Annotated in this window: 4 protein-coding genes and 1 pseudogene; all 5 read right to left on the bottom strand. The window is 69.0% G+C overall.

What is annotated here, in order from left to right; all coding sequences use genetic code 11:
- Positions 1–576: pseudogene (locus tag AC3WPZ_RS27710) on the bottom strand (outer membrane protein assembly factor BamC); the annotation flags it as partial.
- A gap of 28 nt (positions 577–604) precedes the next feature.
- The gene (gene dapA / locus AC3WPZ_RS27715) at positions 605–1,504 is read right to left on the bottom strand and encodes a 4-hydroxy-tetrahydrodipicolinate synthase (RefSeq protein WP_382159570.1); all 900 of its coding nucleotides are present in this window, start codon (positions 1,502–1,504) and stop codon (positions 605–607) included.
- 75 nt (positions 1,505–1,579) lie between these two features.
- Positions 1,580–2,134 carry a class I SAM-dependent methyltransferase gene (locus AC3WPZ_RS27720; RefSeq protein ID WP_492442564.1) on the bottom strand — a complete coding sequence of 185 codons (555 nt, stop codon included), beginning with the start codon at positions 2,132–2,134 and terminating at the stop codon, positions 1,580–1,582.
- A complete protein-coding gene (locus tag AC3WPZ_RS27725) occupies positions 2,134–2,262 on the bottom strand; it encodes a hypothetical protein (RefSeq protein ID WP_382159564.1) in 129 nt (42 codons plus the stop codon). Before AC3WPZ_RS27725 ends, AC3WPZ_RS27720 begins: the two co-directional genes overlap by 1 nt.
- The coding region (locus AC3WPZ_RS27730; protein WP_492442566.1) for an MFS transporter at positions 2,259–3,481 on the bottom strand (1,223 nt) is incomplete at its 5' end. The genes AC3WPZ_RS27730 and AC3WPZ_RS27725, both read right to left, overlap by 4 nt.

Here is a 3,481-nt window from a genome sequence, read left to right on the forward strand (position 1 = left end):
GTAGATCTCGGTGCCGCCGTTGGCGGTGCGTTCGAAGCGGGTGCGGAAACGGTCGCGTTCGCCGGTGGAGTAGAGGTTCTCGAACACCTTGCCGATGGTCGAACGGATGAAGTCCTGCGGCAGCTTGGCGCGATTCTCGGCCCAATCGGTTTCCATGATGCCCAGGCCTTCCTGGTCGATGTCGAGCAGGAAACCGTTTTCCTGCCAGAAATCGCGCACCGGGCTCCAGAGCTTGTCGGCCGGGCGGCTCACCACGAGCCAGCGCTGGTTGCCTGCGCGCTCGATGCGCACGTCGCCCACGCTCACGGCGGCGGTGCTGGCGGCCGTGGCCTGCGCGGGTTGGGCGGTTTCATAGCCGCTGGCAGTGACCACCGAGCCGGGCACGTTGTAGCGCGAATCCCGGGTGAGCTGGCTCAGGTCGGGCGGCACGTCCAGGGTGCTGCCGCGCTTGGCGCTCTTGTAGTCGATCTTGTCTTCCTGCAGCATCGAGCAGCCCGAAACCACGAGGGCGGCGGCGGCCAGGAGGCCCAGGCGGGTCAGGATGCGCGGGGTCGAGGACAGGGTTCGGTTGGACATGAATGGGGCTCGGTAGGAACGAAAGGGGTCAGGAAATGAGGCCGGCCTGCTTCAGCGCGCCTTCGACCACGGGCGCCAGGGAGCGCGTCATGGGGGTCATCGGCAGGCGCATGGCCTCGTTGCACAGGCCCATGCGGGCCATGGCCCACTTGAGCGGGATCGGGTTGGCTTCCACGAACAGGTTCTTGTGCACCGGCATGAGCTGGAGCTGGATCGCCATGGCGCGCTTGACGTCGCCCGCGATCGCGGCCACGCACAGCTCGTGCATCAGGCGCGGGGCGATGTTGGCGGTGACGCTGATGTTGCCCTGGCCGCCACACAGCATGAGGGCCACGGCGGTCGGGTCGTCGCCCGAGTAGATCGAGAAACCTTTGGGCACGTCGCGGATCAGCCACTGCGCGCGCTCGATGTTGCCGGTGGCTTCCTTGATGCCGACGATGCCGGGCACCTGCGCCAGGCGCAGCACGGTGTCGTGCGCCATGTCGGCCACGGTGCGGCCGGGCACGTTGTAGAGCACGGTGGGCAGGTCGCCCACGGCTTCGGCGATCGCCTTGAAATGCTGGTACTGGCCCTCTTGCGTGGGCTTGTTGTAGTAGGGCACGACCTGCAGCTGGCAGTCGGCGCCCACGCTCTGGGCGAAGCGCGCGAGCTCGATGGCCTCGGCGGTGGAGTTGGCGCCGCAGCCGGCCATGATGGGCACGCGCTTGGCGCCGTGCGTCTTGGCCTGCTCGACCGAGACGCGGATGATCTCGCAGTGCTCCTCGACGTTGACCGTGGGCGATTCGCCCGTGGTGCCGACCACGCCGATGCAGTCCGTGCCCTCGGTGATGTGCCAGTCGATCAGTTTGCGCAGCGTGGGGTAGTCGACGCTGCCGTCTTCATGCATGGGCGTGACCAGGGCCACGATGCTGCCGGTGATGGGGTTCATAGGCTAAAGGCTCAAATGGAGGCGTCCACCCTGCATCGCCCCGGTGGGGCGGGCAGCGCGCGCGAATCTTGCATTCTACCCAGTGGCATCCAGCGGATACCTGGGGGGCGGCACGGGGGTCCCGGGCCGTTTTCGCACCGCCGCCAGGCGCTGGACAAAGCGCTCGGGGCGGTCGCAGAAACCATCTTCATAGGCCACCACGTGCAGACCCTGGCTGGCCTGCAAAAGTTCGCCCGGTTGCAGCAGAAAGTCGGGCCGCGAGGGCTTGCCCACGCTCTCGTTGCCGGCCGCGAAAGTCTCGTACAGCAGCAGGCCGCCTTCGGCCACGCTGTCCACGATGCGGGGCAGCAGGGGGCGCCAGAGGTAGTTGGTGACGATCACCGCGTCGAACCGCTCGCCGTCGAACGGCCAGGGCCCGTTCTCGATGTCGGCCAGCACGGCGCGGCCGAGGGGCTGCACGGCGGCGATGGCTTCGGGCGAGCGGTCCACGCCGGTGACGGGGTGGCCCCGCTGGGCGAACCAGCGCAGGTGGCGACCCTGGCCGCAGGCCACGTCGAGCACCGAACCGCCGGTGGGCACCAGGTGCGACCAGCGCCGCACCCACGCCGAAGGCGCCTCGGTGCCATGCATCAGAAGCAGCTCCAGATCTGGTCGGCCAGGTTCACCAGGAACTCGGGCCGGTGGTAGAGCGCGAACGTCGCCAGCAGGGCCGCGCCAGCCGCGGCCCAGGCCAGGGCGCGCACGGCCACAGGCTTCACGCCGCGGCTCCCACGCGCTGCGGGGCGCGCGCGATCGGGCCTTCGCGCACCGGCAGGTTCACCAGCCCGGCGAACACGCCCAGCGCGATCGCGAGGTACCAGACGATGTCGTAGCTGCCGGTCCTGTCGTACAGCACGCCGCCCAGCCACACGCCCAGGAAGCTGCCGATCTGGTGGCTGAAGAAGATGAAGCCGCCCAGCATGGACATGTGGGCCACGCCGAAGATCTGCGCCACCACCGCGTTGGTGGGTGGAATGGTGGAGAGCCAGAGCAGGCCCATGACGGCGGAGAACACGTAGACGCTCATGGGCGAGAGCGGCGCGATCAGGAACACGGCGATCACCGCGGCGCGCGCGAAGTAGATGAAGGCCAGGATGTGGCGCTTGGCCAGGCGCTGGCCCAGCGCGCCAGCGGCGTAGGTGCCGATCACGTTGAACAGGCCGATCAGCGCCAGCGCGTAGCTCGCCACCTGGGGCGACAGGCCGTGGTCCTTGAGGTAGCTGGGCATGTGCACGCCGATGAACACCACCTGGAAACCGCAGACGAAATAGCCGGCCATCAGCAGCTGGAAGCTGCGGTAGCGGAAGGCCTCGCGCAAGGCCTGGCCAATGGTCTGTTCGCGGTGCACCGGCGCGCCGCCCGCGAAGCCCGGCTCGCGCAGGCCCAGGGCCAGCGGCATCACCAGCAGCACGGCGCCCGCGAGGAACAGCAGGGCCTGTTGCCAGCCGAAGCTGCTGATCAGCCAGCCTTCCACCGGCACCATCAGGAACTGGCCAAACGACCCGGCCGCGGCGGCCACGCCCATGGCCCAGGAGCGCTTCTCGGCCGGAATCTGCCGGCCGATCACGCCGTAGATCACCGCGTACGTGGTGCCGGCCTGGGCCGCGCCGATCAGCACGCCGGTGGTGAGCGCGAAACCCAGAGACGAGGTGCTCAGCGCCATCCCGGCCAGACCCAGGGCATAGGCCACCGCACCGCCGATCAGCACGCGGAAGGCGCCGAAACGGTCGGCCGCCATGCCGGCGAAGATGCCGAAGATCCCCCAGGACAGGTTCTGGATCGCCAGGGCGAACGAGAACGTCTCGCGGGACCAGCCCTGCGCCTGGGTGATGGGCTGCAGCCACAGGCCGAAGCCGTGGCGGATGCCCATGGACAGGGTGACGATCAGGGCGCCGCAGGCCAGCACCTGCAGGGCAGAGAGGCGGGGCGGGGTCGGGA

The organism is Hydrogenophaga sp. FW305-3-2-15-A-LB1, from assembly GCF_058787875.1.